Origin of the sequence: Rhizobium leguminosarum bv. viciae USDA 2370 (assembly GCF_002008365.1) — a bacterium.
Taxonomy (GTDB): domain Bacteria; phylum Pseudomonadota; class Alphaproteobacteria; order Rhizobiales; family Rhizobiaceae; genus Rhizobium; species Rhizobium leguminosarum.
In genome coordinates this window covers 207,170-230,572 of the sequence record NZ_MRDL01000051.1, presented here as the reverse complement: position 1 = coordinate 230,572, position 23,403 = coordinate 207,170, and the positions used below count along the sequence as shown (strand labels likewise).

Here is a 23,403-nt window from a genome sequence, read left to right as displayed (position 1 = left end):
AAGCCTACGCCGATCGGAAGAACACAGGTCCCCGAAGGGGGAATGCTGGGCTGCGAGTTCCTCGGCATCACAGGCGCGGACGCGACTGCGGCGCTGGAACTAGTATAGGCGGCGTACAAAGCCGCGGGTATTTCGATGTGGGAATGGCTCATCATGAACTCCCTCGAAAACGCGAACGATGACCGAAGACTGAGCCCTCGCCATTCATCGGCACAGCTTCCTTACGCCTGCGAGATGTTTTGGATCGACGTCCTCCATCATCTCGATCAGCGCTTTTGCCGCGGCGCGCGTCTCCTCCAAGGTCATCGAGGAGAATGAAAGGAGATCGTCCAGATTGTCCGAATGAGACTCGATTTGAGAAAGCCGCTCGAGCGCGGTCAGCTTGTCGCGATCGAGTTCTGGATAGTCGGAATAGAGCTTGGCCATCTGCCCACTCAATCCCGAGCTGCCTGGACACTTGAAGGCAAGAAAGACATCCAGTACGCGCCGCATGACGTTCGGAAGCATGTACCCGTGCTCGTCGTGGGCGTCGGTCTTCTCGATGAAGCGGAGAACATGGCTGAAGAGAAAGTGGTACTCGGAGTCGTATTCTCTGAGCAGTTTCGACATCTCGACGATTGTTGATGTTCGCTTCGTCTGGCCTTCCGGGATGCCGACGTCGATGAACAGGAATGTCGCAGTCGGATCCTTTCCCTCGGGCGGTCGTGCTTTACTTTTCCACCCTTTTCGGAATTCGTTCATGCACTGGAGGTTGTGGGTCATCACGATGACCTGACCAGCCTTGTCGAGCCTCCCGCGGACAAGCGAGCATGCAAAGTTGAGCGCCTTGGTGTCGAGACTGGAGACCGGATCGTCGACTACCACGATGACATCCTTGAGCTTGCGGTTTTCGGCCTCGATCGAGGACAGGAAGTATGAGATCGCGATTGCTGTCTTCTCGCCCTCGCTGGGTATTCCGGTAATTAGTGTTCCGTGCCGGTGAAGCTGATATCCCTCCTCGATCGGGTGGATCGTCAGTTCCCCGTGCCCAAGATAGGATGCGATGAGCTTGTTGATGAGGGTGGCCGCCGGACCATGCGCACGAATTTTGCGCCGTAGTTCGGCCGCGCTCAACGTCAGTTTTTCGAGGGCCTGGCCCTTTGCTTCGACGTCAAGCGTCGCAGTCGACAATTCCTTCAGATGCTTTGCATAGTCGCCGCGTGCTTCCAGCAGGAAGTGACGTCGGATCGCGATCTCGGCATCATGCTTGTGCTTGTTGAAGTTGGCTACCGTGCCGTTGTGGAGACTGATCAGCTCATTTATCGACAGCACTGCGCCCGCCAACTTCCTCGCGGATTCGAGGACATCGGTTTCGGATGCCAGCCTCCCCAGATCGGCAGGTGATGCGGGGCGCGCTTGCTTCGCTTCAAGCACCTTCTGGAGGCCGATGAGATTCTTGATCGTCTCCTGGACGGCCTGCTCGACATCTCTCCTAGCTTCGCCGAATCCTACTCGCACTTCTGAGACAAGTGCGTCCCTGGAGGGGACGTTTTTTTCAATGCGCGAGAGCGTTCCGAGTAGATCATTCAGGCGATCAGAGGTCTTGGCGAGGCGCGCAATGAACTCGTCTACTCGGTCGTCGAGCGCCGAATCCAGTTGAGCCCGCCTGTCGCTGGTAACCACGTTACCGCAGTGCAGGCATTTCTCGACCTCGTTGGCCTTATGGAATTCGTGGCCTTGCTTCAGCCACATCAGCATGGCCGGGTAGCGTTCAACCTCATCAAGCGCAATTTTTGCCAACGACTGTGCGCAGATCTCGGAAATGAATCTGTAGGCAACGCCGATGCTCGGCTCGTCGAATGCGATCAGTTCAATTGCGGGCATCGGCTCGTCCGACCGACGGGTATCCTCAGCAGCCCGCAGTTCTTCTTCCGTCAAGCCGACGCCGGCATCGTCCTTCCAGGAATCGTAATCCTTGGCGAGAGTTGGTGCCTCGTATTTGCGGCTGCCGAGATGGAGATGTGATGCAACAGATTTCGCTCGCTCTCGCCTGAATGTCGCAAAGGTCTTTTCAGCAGCTTTTTCGGTCGCGCGTGCCAGCGTCCGCGCTGTCTCGGTCTTGGTGATCTCGTCTTCAATCCGCGTCAGCTCGGCAGCGGCGCCTGTTTGTTCGGCACCGATATAGAAGACCGGGTTAGCTATCCCCGCGCTCCACTGCAGGTTCTGCTCGATGTAATCTGCGTTGAAAACCAAGATGCGTTTTTCGAGACCCGTCGGATTCGACGGATGTCCGTAGGCGGCACCATCATCGAGCGAAACTTCATAAGAGCAGCCCTCTGGCAAGCGTGGATGCGGCTCACCCGCCTGCAGACTTGAGAACAGGCGCGAGAGCGTGCTCTTACCCGAGCCGTTGAAACCGTAGATGAGATTGTATTGACGGAAATTGAGCGACGGAGATCGGGCGTTGCGATTCGCATGGATACCCATGCCGTGAATCAGTCGGATGTTCGTTATGATCCCCATTAGATGAACTCACAATACAACCGGGTTTTTGTCAACAATATGTGATGCGTTGTTCTGGCCGAATCCGCACCGGAAACGCCGAAATTCCACCCCGCTCAATCGTCATATTCGATACATTGATTGGATCTGTCGGTAAAAAGCATCAAGGAATCAATGCCCACACAGGTTTCGCCAACCCCGTTTTGTTGGATCTTGCAGCAGGCAAGGACTTCGGGACATGATCGCTCCGAAGGCCAGAGTCATCTGTTTCGGCAAGTTCACTGCTTCTTAAATCAGCCTTTGCAGAGACATTTCTCAACTATAAGTGAATCGCGGCCGAGGAATCCTACCGGCCGCGGGGAGACCTGGCCTGGGACCGACGCGATCCACCGAAGAGATGATTATTTACGATGGTGCACGGCATTGATGGCTGCGGATTAACTGGTAGACATCGGGCACGATGTCAGTGCGGTGGCGAGGAGAGGAAGACCTGAATAGGGTACGAAATCGTCCGCTCTCCTTTCCACTCGGAACTTGGCGCCCGCATCCGGCTTAGACAGTTCCGTGCGATGTCTCAGACGGAGCTTGGCAAGAAATCCGGCGTCTCCTTCCAACGGATCCAGAAACATGAGATCGGATCCAATCGCGTGTCTCCGAGCAGGCTTCAAAAGATTGCGGACGCGCTCGGCGTTTCACCGGCAACCTTGTTCCGGCAGGACACCAGCGCGAACGATGGCGTTCCCGGCGGCGTGAAGGATCTTGAGGCGTTCATAGCCTCGGCGGAAGGCAAAGAGCTAAATGAAGCCTTCCAGCGGATTGGCGACACCCGAATTCGGAAGTCCGTCGTTACTTTCGTGAAATCGCTCGCTGGCGCCTGTTGACTCCGATCATCGTTCGTCACCTCAGTATTTTAGAGAAATCCAGAAAGCTGCCATGCGTCGTCTCGCTACCATCGCCATCGTCTCCATTTGCACCACTGCGGCTGTCGCTGCGGATTTCAAACGCTACGAGAACGGTCGTTTCGGTTACGAGATCGACCTGCCTGCGGACTTCAGGACCATGCTTACGCCAGAGAACGGGGACGGCATCGGCCTCGAAAGCATGGACGGGACAGGGAAGTTATCGGTGTGGGGAAACTACGTTACTGAAGGCGGCTTCGCACAGGAAAGCGACCTGCGACGGAAGTTCGAATCCGACGACGGCTGGAAGTTCACCTACGAGAAGCGCAGCGCATCCTGGGCGAGCTACTCCGGGGTCAAAGGCGACCGCATCATCTACATGCGGCAGATTGCGCTCTGCGACGATGCAATGGGCAGCTTCACACTAGAGTACCCTGCCTCCAAGCAGCAGCGCTACGGACCGCTCGTCGACCGGATGGTGAAGACCTTGAAGGCTCCGAAGAATTGTAACTGACCTTACGAGGCGGACATCATGTGCGCCTCGTGGCGGGCTGCGCGCCAGACGGCTGCGGTATCTCTCCATGAAGCATGATTTTCGGCTGCCCAAGGATCGCGGCGACAACCCGATCGGTCTTCAACGCCTCCCATTCTTCTGGAAGGTGAAGGTTGAGATCGAGCGACCGACCTAACTTCCTTTCGATGCGCTCGATCGTTTCCCCAAGTTCGAACGCGTCTATATGTCCGACGACCATTAGATCGACGTCGCTGTCGGCGCCGTCGGTTCCGCGCGCGATCGAGCCGAACACGAATGCCAGGCTGATCCGATCACGGAATGGGGCAAGTTCTTCGGCTATCGTTTCTCCCATCCCGAAAGTCTTGATGCAGATCGAGCGAAGTTCCGCAAAGACCGGGTGTTCCGTGTTTATCGAGTAAAGGAGCTGGTTACCCCGCGCCGTCTTCACGACGAGTCCCGACGACTCGAACTGGTCGAGAGCTCGTTTCCCAGCGCCGTATCCTGGTCCACCGATTGAAACAAGCTCGTTCGAGCCGTACTGCCGCCGTGGATTGACCAACAGAGCCGCCAGCATCTTCTGTTGCCGTCGCGAGAGAAGGAAATCTACCAGGGACATGGATGCACCCATCATTGGTTCGAACACACCAATATTTGGTGCGGCACGATGATTCCAGTCGGCGCTTTGCTGGAACGCCGTTCGCTTCTTTCTAGGAGCGATCGAACTCCCTCCCTGCGGCGCGAAGCTCCTCGATCCTCGCCCCTTCGCAGACCAGCAGCTTGTCAAACAGGCGACGCTCGAAATACCGTCGCCCAGCGAGCTGTTCTGGTTCCCTGCGGGAGCGCGTAAAGGCGGTGAAGTCCATGAACTCATCGACCGCCGCAATAAACTCTACCACCTCAAGTTCGGCCTCCAATTCGAGCATGCAGTGGCGATGGAAGACGTCGTATCCGTTGGGACCTTTGACATTATACTTGATCGCCTTTGCCACGGTGTTTCGCGCTGCCACCCGTACGCCCACGGCGACGTTCGCCAGCCGATCCCAGATGAAGACGTCGTCTCCAGGCCGTGCGAACATCGCTACCTTACTCGCCGCGGATGTCCGGTGGCGATCCTGCAACGCCTTCCCGTCCTTCGATTTCTCGAGCGCCTTGGGAAGGGATTTCGCAAGGGCCTGAATTCCCGAAGTCGGCGTGCAGTCTTTGTCGTCGTGAAGACCGTTTACTTGGATAGCAACGGTTTCGAACTGCCACGGGGCACGATGGATCTGATACGTCGGGAAGAATTCCTTTACATCGTCGACAGTCGGCCTTTCGAGAAGGTCTCGATCAAACGTTGATCCGAAGGTTTCTTCTGGTTCCGTTCGATCGCGCGGCCCCAATAGAAGGATTCGGAAAGCGCGCGTTGGATATGGAATCTCTTCTCTGCATGGAGGCGGGAAGCGAGGTCTTGCGGGGTCAAAATCGAGCTCCGTTGGGAAAAAGATTGGTCGTGGTCGTGGTGGGTGAGACGACGAATATCAGACGCCAAGCCGGCGTCAGCAAGCCATTGAACTGGGACGTCGTCCATCTTCGCGGAAACGCATCATGATAGCACTAGGCGAACACGATACCTGGTCGTGGTAGGGCGGGCGATCGCGTTCCGAGCTGGACACGACAGGTCACGTTTCGTCCGAGAACCCGCAAAGCTATGCTGCTAGAGAGAGCCTCCTTTGACGCACGAGATCCGCCGCCATGGCCAGCAGTCTGTCACGGTCCCTCATCAGCGATGACCTGCACTTGTCCCACTCTTCACGAAGGATTCGATCGATCTCGCGGGAGATGTCGGGCGATGGATGGAAGGATTCGGCAATTCTGTCCAGATCGGCGTACAGGCGCGGCACCGGCCCCATGCCGTAGCTCGCCACCATTCGCATTGCAATCGAGGTGGCGAGATCGAGGTCCGAGCCACGGCTTCCAGCCCCTCCCGTCGACCGACCTCCCATGCCCACCTGTTCCGCAACCGCGCCAGCCAAGGCGATCCGGATCTGAGCTCGAAGGAAATCCTCGGTCTGTAGGAACGAATCCTTCATGTCGAAGTGCGCCTTCCCGCCGGTCTGCCTGGCTGGATCGTCCAATATCGTATCGGTCACCGAGACGATGACGGACTCTACGAAGCCGGAATCTAGGGCAATCAACGCATGACCGCACTCGTGTAAGGCAACGCGCCGAAGAACGTCGGCGGGTAGTTTCAGACGTTGGGGCATGCTCCGCTCGACGTCCACGATCTCGACTGCGCGTCCTTCGGCTCGCGCGCGTCGTTTGGCGACGCGGGCCAGCCATTCAAGATCGGCAGGACTGTATTGCTCGAGGAGATCGGTGAGTGGACGAACTTCTTGTAAACAGGGCCCCGATAGATGGTACGAGAGGATTTCCGCACGTTCGTCGGGCGTCGGGATTTCCAGCCTGATGTGACGCTCGAACCTCCCGGATCGCAAAACCGCCCGGTCTATATCGTCGGGACGGTTCGTCGCGCCGAGAAGTATCACGCCGGGCCACTTCGAGGCGCTCCCGGTCAGCTCGAGGAACAAGTTGACGACCTGCGTTTCATAGAAAGCGTGCTGACTTTGGTGTTGCCGATTGCCGATGCTGTCGAGCTCGTCCAGGAACAGCACGGCCGGGGCGTTTGAACGTGCCTCTTCGAACGAGGCGCGCATGGCCTTCAGCATGTCGCCCAGATATCCGCCACCGGACGACTGCCACTGCCCAGGGGACGTTGCGACGAGTGCGACTTGAAGTTCGGCCGCAAGGGCTCCCGCCAGAAAGGACTTCCCTACTCCCGGTGGACCCGTCAAGAGCGCTGCCCTGTCGACCTGAGACCACTCCAGCGTTCCGTTTCTCCACGACGCGACGTCGGCTGCAAGTTCCGCCGCCCAAGGTTTCGCCTTTGCATAGCCCGGCAACTCACTGAGGCGTGGTTGCACTTCCGTAATTGAATCCTGCATGGCCGAGGATTCGAACGCATTGTCGCCGAGCACCTGTCGGCAAAGAAGTGCGTCAAGCACATCCCAATCCTGGTGGACGAGTTTCTCTGCCTCCCCGAGTTCGACCCTGGACCGACCAGCCAGCTTTCTGATCGCCATCACGTGCCGCGCTGAGGGCTTCTCGACGACAAACATGGCATCGGCGGCGAGTCGTATCGTCTTGGAAAGAGCCTGCGGACTATCCGCTACGACAATCGTCTGTGCGAAGCCTCTCAGCACGTCCATGTCGACCTTTTTCCTTGAACCGGTCTCCACCGTAATGACTTGATGGCGGGTCAATTCGGGGCGGAAAAACGCTTTGGCCTGCCCCGACAGAAGCAGTTGGCCGGCCCGTTCAAAACGCCCGATCCACCGCTTGTCAACAATTGCGATTAGGGTGCCCGCGATGTTTCCTCGAAACTGCGGCGTATTTCGAAACGCGCGCCGAAGTAGGAAATAGGCGAGCAGGACGCCGGGACGTTTTCGCACTTCCTTAAACGCGGCTGCAGTCATTCTGTGCTGCATGACCTCAGCCCCTCTTTTCGCCCAGTTGATACCAATGGTTCCGCGTGCGGACGAAGTGCTCGTCATCGCCACGGAAGTATCCGAACACCTCGCTCGTAACGATCACGTGCCCGTCTGGAAAAGACGGATGTCCCTCAACGATACCCAGGCAAGGCACCTGCCGGGCCGAGTGACGCCAATTGTCAAGGAAGGGCTCCGCCATAAGATCCGGCGGGCGGACGAGACCGGCTTCAAGACGCTTCAAATCAGTGACAAGCCGGTGCAGTCGAGAGATCTGTTCACAAGTGTGGAACTCCATGATTCGCGTGCCTCCACGAAAATTGGGACGAGATGAGCCAAGGATTCGATACCCATTTAGGGAATCAAGTTCTCTTTATGTAACCTTTAGATCCAAAATGGGAACCGGCGTCAACATTTGTTGACGTCGGATTTTGCTCACCCACAGATCCGTGCTTATGAATCCTTATGCACCCTGTACCGCCGCCCCTTCTTCGGATTGCACGTGAGTTTCTTGGCCTCAGCCAGGACGACGTCGCGGGAGTTCTCGGCATATCTCGCAAGACGATCACCAAGATGGAACGCGACAAAGGTGTCGTCATTCACTACGTCTCGACGGTACAGCGGTTTTACGAGGATCAGGGCATCAAGTTCGTCGCGCCAAGTGGCGGCGAAGGTTGGGGTGTGTTCAATGCGAACACGAAGGATGATTTCAAAACCCTGAACAGACTCGGAAATATTGCGTCATCGGAGTCGAAGGATCATTCCCCCTCCTCGAACGACTCATAGCCTCGAGGTGTCGCGCGCGACGAGGAATGCTCAGTTAGAACCTCTACCATTCGCTGCGTCGTGAAATACCGCAGGTTCTCTTGCGGGGTAAGTCGCTCAAGGAGTAGTTCGGAGGCTGTTCGTGATCGAAGACGGATACACCCACCCGCCTAGCCGACATCGAAGCGAATCCAAGCAGAATCCGCCCTGCAGTAGACCAAAAAAGCGATGCGTAGTGCGCCCCAAAACGCGTATGTGCTAGGATCGGGGTTCAAGGTGCAGAGGCTGGAGTTCGTCAAACCAACCTCTCGGCCAGGCTGGCTTCCGCAAGATGCCGCCCGCCTAGACAACGCGGCTTAGGCGCCGGAACTTTGGCCGGTAGCCGCGCGGCCTCATTGATCTCTTACCTGCAGTGTTTTCCGATGCAACCCCGATGCGCGATTGTGAGGTCAATGGCAAGGAGCCATCCCATGGCCTTCGGCAAAAATCCCTTTATATTGTTCGAAATCGCAACTGCTTATTTTGGGCGAGCTCTGCAGGGCTGGTTCACGAGCAAGAGATTCCTACACCTACGTGCTTGATTTCGCGCGCCTGACGAAAGAAACGCGATTCAGGAATTCCAATTAGCTATGTGCAGAATTCCATTCCTTTGTCTGGAGCGGACGAAATGATTGGTGGCGACAGTTTTGTTTCGCTTTAAAGCGGGTTCGACAACAGTAGCGCGACAAGCTGAAGGAGCTCACAATTCGAGCTAGATAGCATTCGCAAAGCTGGCGCCGAACATTAGTTTCGCTGAACTTGTAACCTATTGAAAATACTCCCTGAAGGAAAAAAGATTGATTCCGGAAGGCGAACTTTTTTCCGTTTGAGGCAGACTTTTTTCAATTGAGCGGCAAACTTTTTTTCCGTCCATAATAGTGGCCTCCGACGGGCTGACGGGCGCACCGCCATCATTCAATATCTCTGATGTTATCCATAAGTTCTATTCGTTTGAATGATGAGTTCCCAAGGCCCATATTGTGATTATGGACATGGACGAACCTCCCATTGACGACCATGCCCCTGACCCTAGAAAGGAACCGGAAAATGACCACGCTCACCTATCGCGGTGGTGGTAAGTCCCTCACCTCCGGCCAAGGCCGCTTCGATCTGGCACATTATGCCCGCAAGCTCACCCTCGCCTGGACACGCTGGCAGACGGCTCGTGAAATCGAAGCCATGCCCTTCGACATCCGCAAGGACATCGGCTGGCCGAGCACGGACGACAGCAAACACCGGACCATGTAATGAATGCGACATCCCTCTCAAGATAAGGGCGGCGTCTGCACTACGCAACGCCGCCTTTTTCGTCTTCCGAATTCCCGAATCTACTTGTCGATTGTCGCTCGCCTTCCGGCATTGGATGGCCCCGCAACTGCACATCAGGCGCAAACGCGCCGCGGCAAGTGGGGAGCGCATCAGGCTTTCCCAATTACTCCCACCGGCTAATTCTATCGGTTTTCCTTGTAAACGCGGAAGCGAATGACTTCGCGCGGAATTGGAGCAGTTTCAGGCGACCCTGGGCACTGCGCGTGTATACAAGTTCCGAATAACCGACGTAACGATTCCACAGCTGGGCGAAATATATGGCATCCTCCCTTTTCCGGCCGATGATCGACGGTACTGCATGATAATCCACCCGGTTCAGCCGCCAGAATTTTGACGACCTGACGAGAATGTAGCGGGGATTCTGTGGGGGAATGAGGACTTCCCGTAGAGCGTCGAGAAAGCGGGACCGCTCAATTGTCGTGGCACCCTCAAGCCGGCAGTAAATCATGCCGTTTTGGTCGAGCGTCGCCTCGACACTCACTTTTCCCAACTCGGTCCTTATGACGCCCATATGATGCAGCGTCTCCAGAACGGTTATTCCCACTTGCTTCATGCTCCCTTCCAGGGAGCCGTTCCGCAGCAACAACAAACTAGCTTTGAGTGCGCCCGGCAAGCAGAAGATGGCCAGTATTGCGAACATAACGAACAGGACCAACTCCAGTTGTTGGAGCGATCGGATGTGCGTAACGCGAAAGCTGTGCAAAAATCCGTTCAAGATCATGCCGGCGAGCGCGGCGCTGTGCGCAAACAGAAACTTTGTCGTATTCCAGTTAACTAGCCCCTTAGGGGCATAGTTGCTCTCCAATGTTTCTTGCATCCTCGCAACGGCGCGTTTGCTGTGCAGCGCGCTATGCCAGCGGGATTTCAGTGATTTGCGGTCTGCAGCTCTCCGTTCCATCATTTTGTTGATGTCATCAATACCGCGCGCATTCCATTTGGCAGTACCCAGCATCAATCGTTGAAAACCGCTTTGGATCAGCGGAGGCTCGCCGAAGGACAAAGCCTCAAACGCGTAAAATCGGCGTTTTAGCGCATCGACGTCGCTGCCCAGGTCTATTGTCATGGTGTCATAGGGATCGGGCGCTTTTCTGTCGGTCGATTTCCTCCCGAAGCGCAGCGGTATTCTCTGCTCGAGCTTTTCAGGGTCGATGACCGCCAGATGCCAGACGTTCGCGGCCTTCTGAGGGCTTCGAGGATCGATGCGAATGGCACGACCGCGCATCTGATTGGAGAGCACGTATGATCCCACCGTACTTGCCAGAATCAAAGTGTTTACGGACGGTGCGTCCCATCCTTCACCCAGCAAAGCCTGGGTGCCGACCAGGACCGTGATCCCGCCGCGACTGAACAGTTCAGTGATCATATGGACAATATTGCGGCTCAGCTCGCCGCCAAGTTCCACGCTCAGAAAGCCGGCATCGAATGCCGTCTGCTGATAACGGATATGTTCTGCACCTATGCCAAGACAGTCTGCGATCTCGTCAAGAATTCCTTTTGACCCCGCCGGAATGACAACCAGACTCCCGGTCAGAATTCCAAGCTTGAGATCAAGTTCGGACCGCCGCAGCGTCTCGAAGATTGGCACGACGCCCATTCTCTCGATGGGCTGAAGGTCCGCGGGGGCAGTGGGCAGCGCATCCTTCCTTATATAGTCGGAAAGGATAACCATACGGAGTTCGTCACGCATCGACGCGCTTTCGAGCCGGGAAATATCGACGATCGCGTTGAGCTTGCTCGCGCTTGATACCAGCACCTTCTGAACCGATCGTGGATCAGTCAGTCGCACTCTGCTGTGCTCCACTGCCCTAATTTCCCTCAGCCTGTCTTGCTGGCAGCGGATTGCCTGTTCAGCTTCTTCGAAATCATTGCGATAGGTGTAGATAACGCCGTTCAGCAATACCTCTATCCATTCAACCGTCAGATCCGGTATTTCACGCGCCTTGACGCCGAGAATGTCGAGAGTCGACTGCGGCAGGTCGACATATTGTGAATTCAGGAAGATGAGCATGCTGGAGAAAAAGCGTGCATCGTCCAGTATATGCTCCACATTCTCGATCGGCTGCGTAATCCATGGATGGCGCAGAATTGCCTCTTTGAATTCTGCAGTCTCAAGCAGCGTTTCGATAAAGTCTCCGATCTGCGCGCGAAACTCGGCCAACTTCTGTGCTTCCAGTGCACTCGGCAGGCTGAAGTGGACATAATCCTGATGCGGGCAAAGATCGCCTTGCAACACAAGTTCCGGCACGGAAATTTCACCGTCGATCGGCCCGCAAAGCGCCTGATAGCGGTCCCATTCCTGAGGATCTACATCATAAGGAGGCGTAGCTGTCAGCGCGACGACAGTGGTTTGGCCTAGTGCTTCCTTGAGCATCGTCAGCGCCTTCCACCACTCGTTTCTAAGATGGTGCGCTTCATCGAGCACAAGGGTGCGAACCTTCTCCTCGCGCAGCTTCGCGATGATTTTCTTTCTCGCCTTCTCCGTTTCCTGCTTGCCTGGTTCGCCGGATTCCGCCCCGCCGCTGCCCTCATCTTCACAGTCGAGGATTTCTTCTTCGGACGGATGGCCCGAGAACGCCGCATGCAGAGCTTGATAGGTGATGATCGTGACGGTTCCGGGCGCTCTCACATCGTGGGAAATCCACTCCGGTTCCGCAAGGTCGGCGGGCAGGAACATCGTGCGCAGCCGATGCGCCCATTGGTCCCGGATGGTCTTGCTCGGAGCCAGAATCAAAGTCGCCTCGCCGAGCCTGCACATCACTTCAAGACCTAAAACCGTTTTACCGGAGCCGGGTGCCGCGACAATATGCAATCCGTCATCGCCTATGAGATTTGCAAGATCATCAAGTATCTTCTGCTGATATGCTCGCCACGTGCCCTGAAAAGCGAGGTCCTTCATTCAATGCTGCCTTTTGGATTAAATGCGACGAGTCGTTGTGAAAGCTCCGACTAGAATACTCTTCAGGAAACACTGCACCATCTTGGCGTGGGTCATGCAGCGCCAAGTGTGCTTCCCGCATGCCTTTTGACGAAATTTCAACGACAGCGCAATGAACATCAGCTGGCTGTAATGAATGCGACATTCCACCCAAGATAAGGGCGGCGTCTGCTTTGCGCAACGCCGCCTTTTCGTGGCCTGACCGTCCATTCCCAAGCCCTTTTCAGTCTTGAATTTCAGTCGCCTATCAGCCCGTCATCAGCCCTATCCGCAGCCATTCCGGCAGTTTGATCGGCCAAATCGTGGCCGATGTCGCATATTTGCTCTTCCCGGCCGCATTTTTCCATGCCAGTGTCGCTTTCAGGACATCGGCGCGACGCATTCCGCGCAACGAATGTGTCATCGTCCCTCGAGCATGGATTTCGCTATGAACAGGATGCAGATCAAGAAGCGTTCGCTGGTCTTCTTTATGGTACCGCAATTCACCATGCTGCCCTTTTCGGCGGCCGTGGACACCTTGCGCATCGCCAATCGCATGCTCGGTTATCAGGCCTATACCTGGCGACTGACCTCCGTCGATGGGGAAAAAGTCTATTCCTCCTGCGGCATCGGCGTCGAGGCCAATTCCTCGCTTGCCGAGGAGCGCCGCCATCTCGGCGGCGAAAACCGGCCGGGCATGGTGCTCGTCTGTTCCGGCATCGATGTCGAGCAGTTCAACAACAAATCGGTCAATGCCTGGCTGCGTGAATGCTACAATCGCGGCGTTGCCGTCGGCAGCCTCTGTACGGGCGCGCATGTGCTTGCTCAGGCCGGCCTCCTGAACGGCAAGCGCTGCGCCATCCACTGGGAAAACCTCCCGGGCTTTTCGGAAGCCTTCCCGCAGGCGGAGGTCTATGCCGATCTCTACGAGATCGACGGCAATCTCTATACCTGCGCCGGCGGCACCGCCTCGCTCGACATGATGCTGAACCTCGTCGGCGAGGATTTCGGCGAAAGCCTCGTCAACCGCATCTGCGAGCAGCACCTGACCGACCGCGTGCGCAACCCGCACGACCGCCAGCGTCTGCCGCTGCGCGCCCGCCTCGGCGTGCAGAACGCCAAGGTGCTGTCGATCATCGAGTTGATGGAAGGCAATCTCGCCGAGCCGCTGTCGCTGATCGAGATCGCCGACGGCGCCGGCCTCTCCCGTCGCCAGATCGAACGGCTGTTCCGCCAGGAGATGGGCCGTTCGCCGGCCCGCTACTATCTGGAAATCCGCCTCGACCGTGCGCGCCACCTCCTGGTGCAGTCCTCGATGCCCGTCGTCGAGGTCGCCGTCGCCTGCGGTTTCGTCTCGGCCTCGCACTTCTCCAAGTGTTATCGCGAACTCTACCATCGCTCACCGCAGCAGGAGCGCGCCGAGCGAAAGATGACCATGGCGACCGCTCGCCAGGCCGTCGCCGCCTGAGACAATATAGGACAGTCGCCGCCTGAGACAATAAAAGACGGTCGCCGCTTGAGATGATAAGACGGCCATCTGCCGCCTGATATGAAAGGCGGCGGCTTGGCTCTGCCCTTCGGATGGCGCTATTGCGCCGCCTCTTCCGTCATCCTGGCGTCGGAATAGACCTGGTTGCGGCCCCGGTGTTTGGCCATGTAGAGAAACTGGTCGGCGGCGTTGAGGTAATTCTCGAAGGTCTCGTAACCGCCGATCTCGGCAATGCCGATCGAAATCGTGACGCCGAGTTCCTCATCATCGGCCGTGACCTTCAGCCGCGAAATATCCGAGCGGATCTCGTCGCAGAGCTTGGTCGCGGCAGCGGAATCCATCTGCGGGAAGAGGATGGCGAATTCCTCGCCCCCGAGGCGCGACAGAAGATTGTCGCTGCCCTCGAAGATCGTAAACAGCCTGTTTGCGACAGCCTTCAGCACCTTGTCGCCGATCTCGTGGCCATAGGTGTCATTCAGCCGTTTGAAATGGTCAATATCGAGAATGGCGACGGAGCTCGGTACCTTCAGCCGCAGGCACTCGTTCACCAGCTTCGGGCCGTTGTCGTAGAAATAGCGGCGGTTATAGAGGCCGGTCAGGTAGTCGCAGGCCGCCGCCGCCCTCAGCTGCCGCATCTGCGCCAGCGTTTCGGCATTGTTGGCGATGCGGCATTGCAGCTCCTCGGCAACGAAGGGCCGGTAAACGAAATCGCTGGCGCCGGCCTTGAGGAAACTCGCCGAAAGCATGCGGTCGTTGGAGGAGGAAACGCCGATGACACGCAGCCTGTCCGAGCCGAAGCGATGGCGAATGCGCCGCGTCAGCTCGTAGCCGCTCATATCGGGCATATGGTGGTCGGTGACGACGAGCTCGATATCGCTGTAGGCCTCGAGCGCCGCCAGCGCCTCGAGCCCCGAATTTGCCTCGACGACGAGATATTGCTGTGCCTTGAGCAGGTCGACGAGCACCTGGCGTGCCGAGACGACATCGTCGACGACGAGCACCCGCGTCTTGCGGTTGGAGATCGCCCGCCGGACGGTGGCGACCAGATTGTCGAGCGCGAATTCATTGTCCTTCAGCACGTAATCGATGACATTGCGCTCCATGATCTTGTTGCGCGTGTTGAGATCGAATGTCGCCGTGAAGACGATTGCCGGGATATCGTGCTCGATCGTGCAGTCGAGCGCTTCACCATAGGGCGAATCCGGCAGGTTGAGGTCGACGACGGCCATGGTGTAGCCGTGACCGTCGTCAGCAAGTTCCTTGCGAAGTGCTTTCAGCGACGGGCAGGATTTGACGGCAAGGCCGAGCTCCGTCTGGAATCGGTGACAGAGCACGGCGGAAAACATCCGGGAATCTTCAACCAGAAGTATCTTGAGCCCGCCGGAGCGCAGCCCGATACCATCCCGCTGGAAATCCGCTTGAAAAGCCACAGCTCCTACTCCCCGGTCCGTCCGATGGGCTCGACTCGGCCCTCTCCCCGGCGGGGACGATAACCGAGAGGCCTGTGCGCGTGAAGGGGACAAATAATAGCGACATTACCTGTAATTGCAGAAATTCGACGACTGTCCCCGAGCGTGATATCCGCTCCCCTGGCGATACCGATACGGGAAGAGCCGTCAGGCAACCGCCCGCTCCTTACGCATCGATTGAATCTGCAGCAGCGTATCGAGGTTCTGGTTGACGCGGCAATAGAACTCCTCGTCAATGAAGGGACGCAGCATGAAATCATTGCCGCCGGCCTTCAGGAATCGCGCCGAAAGCAGCCGGTTCGAGGAGGAGGAAACACCGATGATGCGCAGCTCGTGCGAGCCGATGCTGGCGCGGATGCGCCGCGTCAGTTCGAAGCCGTCTATGTCGGGCATGTTGTAGTCGGTGATCATCAGGCCGATATCGCGGTTGGCCTTCAGGATCTCCAGCGCCTTGCCGCCGCTCTCGGCGACGCTGACACGAAAATTGTAGCGCTTCAGCCGGCTCGACAGCAGGGCGCGCGCGGTCGCACTATCATCGACGATCAGCACGTGGTGGCGGTGATTGGTGAGGAAGCGGCAGATCGATTCCGCCAGCAGGTCGACGGCAAAGATATTGTCCTTGAGGATATAGTCCACGATATCCTTGGCCATCAGCTTGTCGCGCATGCTTTCATGGAAGGTGCCGGTAAAGACGATTGTGGGTATGGAGAGATCGACCAGATATTCGAGCGCTTCGCCGTTTTCGGCGCCGGGCAGATTGATGTTCGAGATCGCCAGCGTGATCGGATCGGAAGACTTGTCGTAGGAAACCTGCAGATCCTCGAAGCTGCGGCAAATCTCGACCTCGATGTCGAACAGCTCCTTGAGGCGTTTGCTGATCATCGAGGTGAATACGTTGGAATCTTCCGCGACAATAATACGCGCACCAGCAAACATTTCCCCGGAATATTGCATCCCCGAAATACCTAGAAACGCCATAGCAAACCTTTGATGTAAAATCTGTCCCCTGATCAAACTGATACATCAATTGATTTGAATAATTATTAATCGGCGCGCCCAGTTCTAAACGAAGAGGCGGCTCAATGGGGCCGCCTCCGATTTCTTTGCGGATATGATTAAGAAATCAGGCGCGAAGCGCCGCATTCCCAGGCATCGAGCGGGCTTTCGCCGACAACCGTCGCATTATAGGTCGAACCGAGCATTTTGATCTTCAGCTTCGTGCTTTCCTTGGCATAGTCCGGCCACGGCTTCGCAAGCGCCAGCGCCTGACGCGACCACGTCGGATTTAGACGATTTCCCGTGGGCCTGTCCGGGTGGTACTGCTCAGCCGAAGCGATTATAAACGAGCCATCGACCCGATCCGCCGACAGGTTCGCCCCATGATCCAATCCGACCCGGTGATCGAATGGCTTCTCGACTCCGATCCGTCGATCCGGTGGCAGGTGATGCGCGACCTGCTCGATGCCCCAGATAGGGAATGGATGGCCGAGCGGGCCAAAGTCGAGACCGAGGGTTGGGGCGCCAGGCTGCTCTCCTGCCAGGACGAGGACGGGCAGTGGGCGGGCGGCGCCTTCTTGCCCGCCGGTTTCGACGCTCGCGAGTGGAAGGAGCGTGGCCAGCCGTGGACGGCCACGACTTTCTCGCTGTCGCAATTGAGGGAGTTCGGTCTCGATCCCGCCTGCGGGTGCGCCAGGCGCACCGTCGAATTGATCGGCGCCAACGCCCGTTGGGAAGAAGGCGGCCAGCCCTACTGGGAAGGCGAAGTCGAGGAGTGCATCAACGGCCGCACAATTGCCGATGGCGCCTATTTCGGGATTGACGTCTCGCCCATCGTCGACAGGCTGGCCGGCGAGCGTCTCGACGACGGCGGCTGGAACTGCGAGCGGATCAATGGCTCTGTCCGCTCATCTTTCGCCAGCACCATCAACGTGCTGGAAGGCTTGCTGGAATACGAGAGGTCGACCGGCGGCACGCATCGGTCTCAAGAGGCGCGTAGGACGGGCGAGGAGTTTCTGCTGGCCCGCAACCTCTTCCGCCGCCTCGGCACCGGCGAGCCGGCCGACGAGCGCTTCCTGCACTTCCTGCACCCGAACCGCTGGCGCTACGACATTCTGCGTGCGCTCGACTATTTCCGCTCCAGCGCGATCCTGACCGGCAATAATCCCGATCCGCGTCTCGGCGAGGCGATCGAGCACCTGCGTTCCAGACGCCTTCAGGACGGCAGCTGGCAGCTGGACGGGAGCCCTGCAGGTCGGGTGTGGTTCGAGATCGACGACGGGCAAGGCAAGCCGTCGCGATGGGTGACGCTCCGGGCTATGCGGGTGCTGAGATGGTGGAATGCCCAGCCCTCAATCAATGCCTGACGGCAAACCCAGCGCGCGCAGGAAATGCGCCTCGATCGCACGCAGCAATTCGGCACGGGCCGAGGGCGTCTCGCCGATGCCGGCCTGATTGACCACGCCGTGCAGGGCATTGAACAGAAAGACCGCCGTGAAGCCGGGATCGTCGATCGACCAGGCATTCTCGCCAGCGCCAGCGGCAAGCAATTCATTCAGATGGTCGATCAGGATGTTGCGCGAAAGCCCTTCCCTTGTTGCGGGAGGTGCCGTCACGAAGGCGAGATGATGCAGCCCGGCCGCGTCGAGATAGCCGGTGGTGCACGCCATGGACCAGGCCGCCAGTCTCCCGCGCCAATCCTCTTGTCTCCGTCCTTCGACCGCCGCGACGATGCCATCCAGCACGCCCTGCACGAAACGGGCGCGCAGCGCCTGGAGAACATCAGCCTTCGAGGAGAAGTGCAGGTAGAAGGTGCCCTTGGCGACCCCCGCCCCCGTCGTGATCTCCTCGATCGTGGTCTGCTCCACACCCTTTTCCAGAAACAGCAGTTCGGCCGCGGTCATCAGCTCGTCGCGTCGCTCCTCGGGAGGCTTGGTTCTCGGTTTAGAAACAGGATCGGCCGGCATCGACACGCTGCTCCACTCTCATTGACGGCGCGTGGGATCGGTCCTGTGCAGGTAGCCGGTAAAAACGTCGCGCATGGCGGTGCTCTCGATTTCTGGCAGCAGGCGACCGACCTCACCGCGATGATAACCGGCATGCGTCACCACATGGGCCAGCATCTCTTCGCGGGACATGCGCCCGCGCCCACCATCGGTGAAGGTGAAGTCTATGACTTCCTCCATTTCCGGAAGCGTTATACGCGAGGTATAGTCGGTATACCAACGGTCGGTTTCCCGGATATCGGACGACAGCTGCGCCAACGGCGGCGCTTCGCTGCTCCAGCTCGCCGCGTAGGAATGATTGAGCCGCTGAAGATTGGCGACGAAAATACGATCGACGAGATGGGCGTGATTGAGCACACGAAGGGCTGAGCGAAAGTCGCCAGATCGCGCCTCAGCCCCGAGCGCATTCAAGGCATCGAGAAGCTCATCGTCAACGCTGGCTTTGTATCGGAACAGAGAGTTCAACAGGGTCTGCGCGCTCATTGCGATCTCCGGGTGTGAAACGGGCGGCGCCGGCATCAAACCGACAGCCTCCATTTATATGACTGACTGGCGGTCAGTCAATACGATCCCGCGCTGCCCTGCCGCACAATCATGTGTCCCTTACGCGCAGCAGCCGCGCGTTGCCGTTCGCGGCCCACAGCAGGCCGCCGCCTTGCTGTTTTCCTCTGCCAGCCAGCGGTCGCGCGGCTTGCAGCTTGCCGGCCGTGGCGAAAGCGAAACATGGACGGTTCCAGCGCTGAGAATCGGCATCGCCGCGCAATAGAGTTGCATCGGGCGCACGCCATCGCTGACTTCGAAGGTCAGCTTCGCCGAACCATCCAGCTGCACGTGGTCGGTAACCTTGCGGATGATCGCCTGGAACTTGCCGGCCGGCATGTGTGTGCGGTCGCCCTCTTCGATGTCCCAGAGCTGGATGAAGATCTCCGTCCAGGCCTCAGGATTGGCGCCGCAATCGAGGGCCGAGAACTGGCCCGCTTTGACCTCGGTGATATGATAACCAGGCTTCACCGGCCGGCCGTCATAATAGAAAACCAGCGGCGCGTCCCTTTCGCCGTCGAGCGTATTGAGCAGCAGGCCAAGGTTGATGTCGTCCTCTTGAATTTTTCCGTTGTCGATCGCGTTCATATCAGCTAATCCTCATTTCAATAATTCAAGGATCATTGAAATATGGATCAACGTCAAGCCCTCGTCGCATTCGGTGCTCTCTCGCAAGAGACTCGCCTGCACATCGTCCGCATGCTCGTGGTCTCTGGCCCCAATGGCATGGCGGCAGGTGCAATCGCGGAGAAGGCGGAGGTCTCGCCGTCCAATATTTCCTTCCACCTGAAGGAGCTCGAACGCTCAGGCCTGATTACGCAACAACGCGAATCCCGCTCGATCATCTACACCGCCAATTACGAGGCGTTGGGCGGCCTGATCCGCTTCCTGATGGAGGATTGCTGCAGCGGAAACCCTCAGATCTGCGCGCCGGCTGCCGCCGTCGCCGCCTGCTGTGCACCTGCGACGAAAGAGGAATTGCAATGACCGCAGACCGCATTGGCGATGCGCCGTTCCGCGGCACGACGAGGATGGGCTGATGACGGGCTTCGATCTACCACGCCGGCTCGTCGCCGAGGGTCTCGGCACCGCCATGCTGGTCGCGACAGTTGTCGGTTCGGGTATCATGGCGACATCGCTGACGCAGGACGTAGGACTTGTTCTGCTCAGCAACACGCTCGCGACCGGCGCCATCCTGGTGGTGCTGGTCACTGTGCTCGGACAGATCTCCGGCGCCCACTTCAACCCGGCGGTCTCGCTGATCTTTGCGATGTCGGGCTCGCTGGCAAAACGCGATCTCGCCGGATATATCGCTGCGCAAATCTTCGGCGGCATCGTCGGGACCGTCGCGGCCCATCTGATGTTTGCCCTGCCACTTATAGAAATGTCGAGCAAGGTGCGCACCGGCGGCGCGCAATGGTTTTCCGAAGGCATGGCGACCTTCGGCCTGGCGGCGGTGATCCTCGCCGGCATCAAGTTTGAGCAGAAGGCGGTGCCGTGGCTGGTCGGGCTCTATATCACCGCCGCATACTGGTTCACCGCTTCGACCTCCTTTGCCAATCCGGCCGTCGCTTTGGCCCGCTCGCTGACCGATACCTTCTCCGGCATCCGCCCGGTCGATCTTCCCGGCTTCTGGATCGCCGAAATAACAGGCGCGGTCGCAGCCCTTCTCCTGTTCACCTGGCTGCTGCAGCCAGGCGCTTCATCAACCCTATCGTCAGAGGCAAAGCTATGAACGTCACCATCTACCACAACCCGGCATGCGGCACCTCCCGCAACACGCTGGCGATGATCCGCAATGCCGGCATAGAACCTGATATCATCGAATATCTGGAAAACCCGCCGTCACGGCAGGAACTGGTCGGGATGATTGCCGATGCCAGCCTCACCGTGCGCGATGCCATTCGCCAGAAGGATACACCCTACGCCGAACTCGGCCTCGACAATCCCGATCTAAGCGACGATCAGCTTCTCGACGCGATGCTGAAAGATCCGATCCTGATCAACCGGCCTTTCGTCGTCACCCCTCTCGGTACGCGCCTGTCGCGACCGTCGGAACTTGTCCTCGAAATCCTGCCGGAAACGCACAAGGGCGCCTTCACCAAGGAAGATGGCGAGAAGGTGCTCGATGCCGGGGGCAAGCGCATTGTCTGATCTGCCTGCCGTATCGCCGATGCATCTGCGTCAACCGGATATGGACGCACTCAGGCCGGCGTTCTCGACGCACAAGCCCCGCATCCTGATCCTTTATGGCTCCTTGCGAGCGGTGTCCTATAGCCGCCTCCTCGCACAGGAGGCGGCACGGCTGCTCGAATATTTCGGCTGTGAAGTGCGTATCTTCAATCCGGAAGACCTGCCGTTGCCCGACGCCGAGCCGGCGAGCCACCCAAAAGTTCAGGAACTGCGCGAATTGTCGGCATGGTCGGAAGGCCAGGTTTGGGTCAGCCCTGAACGTCATGGAGCAATGAGCGGTATCATGAAAGCGCAGATCGACTGGATCCCCCTATCGGTCGGCTCGGTCCGGCCGACACAGGGTAAAACGCTGGCAGTGATGCAGGTCTCCGGCGGTTCCCAGTCCTTCAACGCGGTGGGTCAGCTCCGCATTCTTGGCCGCTGGATGCGGATGATCACAATTCCCAATCAGTCCTCGGTCGCCAAAGCTTTCCAGGAATTCGACGCGGACGGCCGTATGAAACCCTCATCCTATTACGACCGCGTTGTCGACGTCTGCGAGGAACTGGTGAAGTTCACGCTACTGACCCGTGATGTCTCGAACCATCTGACTGACCGCTACAGTGAGCGCAAAGAAGAAGCGGAGAAGCTTGAACAGCGCGTGAGCCTCAGATCCTTATGACAATCATCAGCACCGAACGACCGCCGGTAGCTGCCATTGCCGCACTCGGGCTGACGCAGATCATCGGCTATGGATCGCTCTATTACAGCTTCAGCATCCTCGCCCCTGACATGGCCCGTGATCTCAACTGGTCGTCGGAATGGATCTTCGCTGCGCTCTCCCTAGCCCTTCTGATCGGCGGCCTGGCCGCACCTCTCATGGGCAGATGTATCGATCGTTTCGGCGCCGGGAAAATCATGACTTCAGGCTCGGCGATTGCGGCTGCCGCGCTTGTTGCCTGCGCCCTTGCGCCAGGAAAGGTCGCTTTCGTCGCGGCATTGATCGGCATCGAGATCGCCTCGAACCTGGTGCAATATGGCGCCGCCTTCGCCCTGCTCGTGCAGATCAGGCCGCGCGTCGCCCAGCGTAGTATCACCTACCTGACGCTGATCGCCGGCTTCGCCTCGACCATCTTTTGGCCGATCACCACGGCGCTGCACGCGCATCTCACATGGCAGAATGTCTATCTGATCTTCGCCGCGCTTCATCTCGCCATCTGCCTTCCCATTCATGCCTGGCTCTCCCGTGGCGTCAGCGAGACCAGGAGACGGACCGGAGAGGAGGCCGCCAAACGCGTCGAGCCGAGCCTTCAGCCGTCGGTGCGCCGGCCGGCCTTTATCCTGATGGTAACGGGCTTTGCTTTGGAAAGCTTCGTGAACTCGGCACTTCTGGTTCACATGGTGCCTGTCATGTCTGCACTCGGCCTCGGCGCCATGGCAGTGGTGGTCGGAACGCTCTTCGGCCCGTCACAGGTGTTAAGCCGCCTCATCAATATGGTCTTTGGTGAGAGCTTGTCGCAAGTGATGCTGGCGATCATCTGCGCCATCCTGCTGCCGGCGGCCCTTGTCATCCTCATCGCCACCGCACCCTCGGTTCCCGGCGCGCTGGCCTTCGCCGTCGTCTTCGGCCTCGGCTCCGGCCTTAACAGCATCGTCTACGGAACCTTACCGCTCGCGCTCTTCGGAAGCGATGGCTACGGCCGGCGGCAAGGACAAATCATGTCGGCCCGTCTCGTCGTCTCCTCGATGGCGCCGTTCGCACTCGCCTTCCTGATGGGCTATCTCGGCGTATCATGGTCACTGTCGATCGCAGCATTGCTCAGCACCATCGCCGTCGCCGCATTCTCCGCTATTATGCGACTGACGCGCCCGGTTGCCCGGTTGGAAACCGTTCCCAACCCCGGAGAAGCCTGAGCGCATTAATCAGTGCAGCCGCTACTTGACGACGGCCGAGCCCTTGACGATGTCGATCGTCTCGCCGCCGTCAAGCCCAATGCGGTCGCCGTCGGGCGTCGTCATGAAGCAGCCGGAAGGGCAGAGGCTTTCCGAAGCGCCGGCATCGACGACGACCTCGACGCGCTGGCCGCTCTCCGTGATGACGAGCACGACGGCGGCGGGATCGGTGTTGGTGATGGATGCCGCTTCAACCGCGGGCGCGGCAAGCAGCGGGACAAGCAGAACGGCGGCAAATCTTGCCATCATGTGCGGCGGCGCTGGCGCGCCCTCCCCTCGAACGATCGGTGCTGCCCCCGGCAGCGATCCCGAT

At 58.4% G+C, this 23,403-nt stretch carries 22 protein-coding genes; 11 read left to right on the top strand and 11 right to left on the bottom strand.

Annotation, left to right across the window (positions count from 1 at the left end; translation table 11 throughout):
* Window positions 1-204: 204 nt before the first annotated feature.
* Window positions 205-2,502: an AAA family ATPase gene (locus BS629_RS27910; RefSeq protein WP_077988635.1), complete on the bottom strand. Its 2,298-nt coding sequence runs from the start codon at window positions 2,500-2,502 to the stop codon at window positions 205-207.
* A gap of 473 nt (window positions 2,503-2,975) precedes the next feature.
* Between BS629_RS27910 and BS629_RS27905 the strand changes: the two genes are divergently transcribed.
* Complete coding sequence (locus tag BS629_RS27905) at window positions 2,976-3,362, top strand: helix-turn-helix domain-containing protein (protein ID WP_342588342.1); 387 nt, start codon at window positions 2,976-2,978, stop codon at window positions 3,360-3,362.
* 52 nt (window positions 3,363-3,414) lie between these two features.
* A complete protein-coding gene (locus BS629_RS27900) occupies window positions 3,415-3,894 on the top strand; it encodes a hypothetical protein (RefSeq protein ID WP_077988633.1) in 480 nt (159 codons plus the stop codon).
* Between the two features lie 16 nt (window positions 3,895-3,910).
* Here BS629_RS27900 and BS629_RS27895 read toward each other — a convergent pair whose 3' ends face one another.
* The 3 genes from BS629_RS27895 to BS629_RS27885 all read right to left on the bottom strand — a co-directional run bounded on the left by BS629_RS27895 (window position 3,911) and on the right by BS629_RS27885 (window position 7,484).
* A complete protein-coding gene (locus tag BS629_RS27895) occupies window positions 3,911-4,522 on the bottom strand; it encodes a nucleotidyltransferase domain-containing protein (RefSeq protein ID WP_245315117.1) in 612 nt (203 codons plus the stop codon).
* Window positions 4,523-4,601: 79 nt separating this feature from the next.
* The gene (locus BS629_RS27890; protein WP_077988632.1) at window positions 4,602-5,273 is read right to left on the bottom strand and encodes a hypothetical protein; all 672 of its coding nucleotides are present in this window, start codon (window positions 5,271-5,273) and stop codon (window positions 4,602-4,604) included.
* 306 nt (window positions 5,274-5,579) lie between these two features.
* On the bottom strand, window positions 5,580-7,484 hold the full coding sequence (locus tag BS629_RS27885) for an AAA family ATPase (protein ID WP_077988631.1): 1,905 nt from the start codon (window positions 7,482-7,484) through the stop codon (window positions 5,580-5,582).
* Window positions 7,485-7,883: 399 nt separating this feature from the next.
* Between BS629_RS27885 and BS629_RS27875 the strand changes: the two genes are divergently transcribed.
* Both BS629_RS27875 and BS629_RS27870 read left to right on the top strand, forming a co-directional pair.
* Window positions 7,884-8,204 carry a helix-turn-helix domain-containing protein gene (locus BS629_RS27875; RefSeq protein ID WP_077988629.1) on the top strand — a complete coding sequence of 107 codons (321 nt, stop codon included), beginning with the start codon at window positions 7,884-7,886 and terminating at the stop codon, window positions 8,202-8,204.
* Window positions 8,205-9,269: 1,065 nt separating this feature from the next.
* Window positions 9,270-9,470: a hypothetical protein gene (locus BS629_RS27870; RefSeq protein ID WP_018447267.1), complete on the top strand. Its 201-nt coding sequence runs from the start codon at window positions 9,270-9,272 to the stop codon at window positions 9,468-9,470.
* A gap of 184 nt (window positions 9,471-9,654) precedes the next feature.
* Here the strand turns inward: BS629_RS27870 and BS629_RS27865 are convergent, their stop codons facing one another.
* Complete coding sequence (locus BS629_RS27865) at window positions 9,655-12,447, bottom strand: DEAD/DEAH box helicase family protein (RefSeq protein ID WP_018242423.1); 2,793 nt, start codon at window positions 12,445-12,447, stop codon at window positions 9,655-9,657.
* A gap of 466 nt (window positions 12,448-12,913) precedes the next feature.
* Here BS629_RS27865 and BS629_RS40590 point away from each other — a divergent pair, with 466 nt between their 5' ends.
* Window positions 12,914-13,933 (top strand): GlxA family transcriptional regulator, encoded by a 1,020-nt coding sequence (locus tag BS629_RS40590; protein WP_018242426.1) that lies wholly within the window; start codon window positions 12,914-12,916, stop codon window positions 13,931-13,933.
* 119 nt (window positions 13,934-14,052) lie between these two features.
* Here BS629_RS40590 and BS629_RS27850 read toward each other — a convergent pair whose 3' ends face one another.
* Both BS629_RS27850 and BS629_RS27845 read right to left on the bottom strand, forming a co-directional pair.
* Window positions 14,053-15,384, bottom strand: a complete 1,332-nt coding sequence (locus BS629_RS27850) for a diguanylate cyclase (RefSeq protein ID WP_018074553.1) — start codon at window positions 15,382-15,384, stop codon at window positions 14,053-14,055.
* Window positions 15,385-15,570: 186 nt separating this feature from the next.
* Window positions 15,571-16,401: a response regulator gene (locus BS629_RS27845; protein ID WP_032980464.1), complete on the bottom strand. Its 831-nt coding sequence runs from the start codon at window positions 16,399-16,401 to the stop codon at window positions 15,571-15,573.
* 401 nt (window positions 16,402-16,802) lie between these two features.
* Here BS629_RS27845 and BS629_RS27840 point away from each other — a divergent pair, with 401 nt between their 5' ends.
* A complete protein-coding gene (locus BS629_RS27840; RefSeq protein ID WP_018242429.1) occupies window positions 16,803-17,786 on the top strand; it encodes a hypothetical protein in 984 nt (327 codons plus the stop codon).
* Here BS629_RS27840 and BS629_RS27835 read toward each other — a convergent pair.
* The 3 genes from BS629_RS27835 to BS629_RS27825 form a co-directional block, all read right to left on the bottom strand.
* A complete protein-coding gene (locus tag BS629_RS27835; RefSeq protein ID WP_018242430.1) occupies window positions 17,772-18,386 on the bottom strand; it encodes a TetR/AcrR family transcriptional regulator in 615 nt (204 codons plus the stop codon). The genes BS629_RS27840 and BS629_RS27835 overlap by 15 nt on opposite strands.
* Before the next feature lie 18 nt (window positions 18,387-18,404).
* Complete coding sequence (locus BS629_RS27830; RefSeq protein WP_018242431.1) at window positions 18,405-18,908, bottom strand: DinB family protein; 504 nt, start codon at window positions 18,906-18,908, stop codon at window positions 18,405-18,407.
* A 120-nt stretch (window positions 18,909-19,028) separates the two neighbouring features.
* The gene (locus BS629_RS27825; RefSeq protein ID WP_018242432.1) at window positions 19,029-19,553 is read right to left on the bottom strand and encodes a DUF6428 family protein; all 525 of its coding nucleotides are present in this window, start codon (window positions 19,551-19,553) and stop codon (window positions 19,029-19,031) included.
* A 42-nt stretch (window positions 19,554-19,595) separates the two neighbouring features.
* Here BS629_RS27825 and BS629_RS27820 point away from each other — a divergent pair, with 42 nt between their 5' ends.
* The 5 genes from BS629_RS27820 to arsK are packed head-to-tail and all read left to right on the top strand — an operon-like array spanning window position 19,596 to window position 23,051.
* Window positions 19,596-19,952, top strand: coding sequence for an ArsR/SmtB family transcription factor (locus BS629_RS27820; RefSeq protein ID WP_018242433.1), 357 nt, complete (start codon window positions 19,596-19,598; stop codon window positions 19,950-19,952).
* Between the two features lie 52 nt (window positions 19,953-20,004).
* Entirely contained in the window at window positions 20,005-20,700 is a 696-nt protein-coding gene (locus BS629_RS27815; protein ID WP_018242434.1) for an aquaporin, read from the top strand.
* A complete protein-coding gene (gene arsC, locus BS629_RS27810) occupies window positions 20,697-21,119 on the top strand; it encodes an arsenate reductase (glutaredoxin) (RefSeq protein WP_018242435.1) in 423 nt (140 codons plus the stop codon). Before BS629_RS27815 ends, arsC begins: the two co-directional genes overlap by 4 nt.
* Window positions 21,094-21,819, top strand: coding sequence for an arsenical resistance protein ArsH (gene arsH / locus BS629_RS27805; RefSeq protein WP_018242436.1), 726 nt, complete (start codon window positions 21,094-21,096; stop codon window positions 21,817-21,819). The genes arsC and arsH overlap by 26 nt, the downstream gene beginning before the upstream one ends.
* A complete protein-coding gene (arsK, locus tag BS629_RS27800; protein WP_018242437.1) occupies window positions 21,816-23,051 on the top strand; it encodes an arsenite efflux MFS transporter ArsK in 1,236 nt (411 codons plus the stop codon). The genes arsH and arsK overlap by 4 nt, the downstream gene beginning before the upstream one ends.
* A gap of 21 nt (window positions 23,052-23,072) precedes the next feature.
* Here arsK and BS629_RS27795 read toward each other — a convergent pair whose 3' ends face one another.
* A complete protein-coding gene (locus BS629_RS27795; RefSeq protein ID WP_018242438.1) occupies window positions 23,073-23,339 on the bottom strand; it encodes a hypothetical protein in 267 nt (88 codons plus the stop codon).
* Window positions 23,340-23,403 lie beyond the last annotated feature (64 nt).

Bases quoted from the DNA above. Each gene is read 5' to 3' on its own strand.
- BS629_RS27910 (WP_077988635.1), bottom strand. From the start codon at position 2,502: ATGGGGATCATAACGAACATCCGACTGATTCACGGCATGGGTATCCAT.
- BS629_RS27900 (WP_077988633.1), top strand. From the start codon at position 3,415: ATGCGTCGTCTCGCTACCATCGCCATCGTCTCCATTTGCACCACTGCG.
- BS629_RS27895 (WP_245315117.1), bottom strand. From the start codon at position 4,522: ATGGGTGCATCCATGTCCCTGGTAGATTTCCTTCTCTCGCGACGGCAA.
- BS629_RS27885 (WP_077988631.1), bottom strand. From the start codon at position 7,484: ATGACGAGCACTTCGTCCGCACGCGGAACCATTGGTATCAACTGGGCG.
- BS629_RS27875 (WP_077988629.1), top strand. From the start codon at position 7,884: ATGCACCCTGTACCGCCGCCCCTTCTTCGGATTGCACGTGAGTTTCTT.
- BS629_RS27870 (WP_018447267.1), top strand. From the start codon at position 9,270: ATGACCACGCTCACCTATCGCGGTGGTGGTAAGTCCCTCACCTCCGGC.
- BS629_RS27865 (WP_018242423.1), bottom strand. From the start codon at position 12,447: ATGAAGGACCTCGCTTTTCAGGGCACGTGGCGAGCATATCAGCAGAAG.
- BS629_RS40590 (WP_018242426.1), top strand. From the start codon at position 12,914: ATGAACAGGATGCAGATCAAGAAGCGTTCGCTGGTCTTCTTTATGGTA.
- BS629_RS27845 (WP_032980464.1), bottom strand. From the start codon at position 16,401: ATGGCGTTTCTAGGTATTTCGGGGATGCAATATTCCGGGGAAATGTTT.
- BS629_RS27840 (WP_018242429.1), top strand. From the start codon at position 16,803: ATGATCCAATCCGACCCGGTGATCGAATGGCTTCTCGACTCCGATCCG.
- BS629_RS27835 (WP_018242430.1), bottom strand. From the start codon at position 18,386: ATGCCGGCCGATCCTGTTTCTAAACCGAGAACCAAGCCTCCCGAGGAG.
- BS629_RS27830 (WP_018242431.1), bottom strand. From the start codon at position 18,908: ATGAGCGCGCAGACCCTGTTGAACTCTCTGTTCCGATACAAAGCCAGC.
- BS629_RS27825 (WP_018242432.1), bottom strand. From the start codon at position 19,553: ATGAACGCGATCGACAACGGAAAAATTCAAGAGGACGACATCAACCTT.
- BS629_RS27820 (WP_018242433.1), top strand. From the start codon at position 19,596: ATGGATCAACGTCAAGCCCTCGTCGCATTCGGTGCTCTCTCGCAAGAG.
- BS629_RS27815 (WP_018242434.1), top strand. From the start codon at position 20,005: ATGACGGGCTTCGATCTACCACGCCGGCTCGTCGCCGAGGGTCTCGGC.
- arsC (WP_018242435.1), top strand. From the start codon at position 20,697: ATGAACGTCACCATCTACCACAACCCGGCATGCGGCACCTCCCGCAAC.
- arsH (WP_018242436.1), top strand. From the start codon at position 21,094: ATGCCGGGGGCAAGCGCATTGTCTGATCTGCCTGCCGTATCGCCGATG.
- arsK (WP_018242437.1), top strand. From the start codon at position 21,816: ATGACAATCATCAGCACCGAACGACCGCCGGTAGCTGCCATTGCCGCA.
- BS629_RS27795 (WP_018242438.1), bottom strand. From the start codon at position 23,339: ATGATGGCAAGATTTGCCGCCGTTCTGCTTGTCCCGCTGCTTGCCGCG.